The following is a 374-nucleotide window of genomic DNA, read 5'->3' as shown; positions in this document are numbered from 1 at the left end:
TGTATGTAGCTGACTGTTACTAATCGGTCGAGGGCATAACCAAAAGGTGATAGGAACAAGAAGGATGAAGAGGAGACTTATCAAAGTGGATTGTATGTGATTTTGAAGGTACATAGTATAGAGCATTTGGTAATTGCCAGATGCTTTTCCGAATATATCAATAGTATATAGGGGATTGGTCAAATGGTATGATAGGAGTCTCCAAAACTTTTGGTGGGAGTTCGATTCTCTCATCCCCTGTTAAAAACCGCGTAAATACGCGGTTTTTTTGTATAATAGGAAATTCCGATTTTTGTTGGAACAATGAATGAAAATAGCCCGCACAAAGTCGGGCATGAGAACAAGATGACGCTCGTTAGAAGATATAAAAACCT

The 374-nt window shown here is 38.5% G+C and carries 1 tRNA gene; it reads left to right on the top strand.

Annotation, left to right across the window (positions count from 1 at the left end):
• Nucleotides 1–169 precede the first annotated feature (169 nt).
• Nucleotides 170–240: transfer RNA gene (locus ACTQXY_RS15615), tRNA-Trp, on the top strand.
• Nucleotides 241–374: the final 134 nt, after the last annotated feature.

The sequence above is a fragment of the Faecalimonas sp. LCP19S3_D12 genome (genome assembly GCF_052121495.1).
In the GTDB taxonomy this organism is placed as follows: Bacteria; Bacillota; Clostridia; order Lachnospirales; family Lachnospiraceae; genus Faecalimonas.
This window is presented reverse-complemented; position numbering and strand designations above follow the sequence as displayed.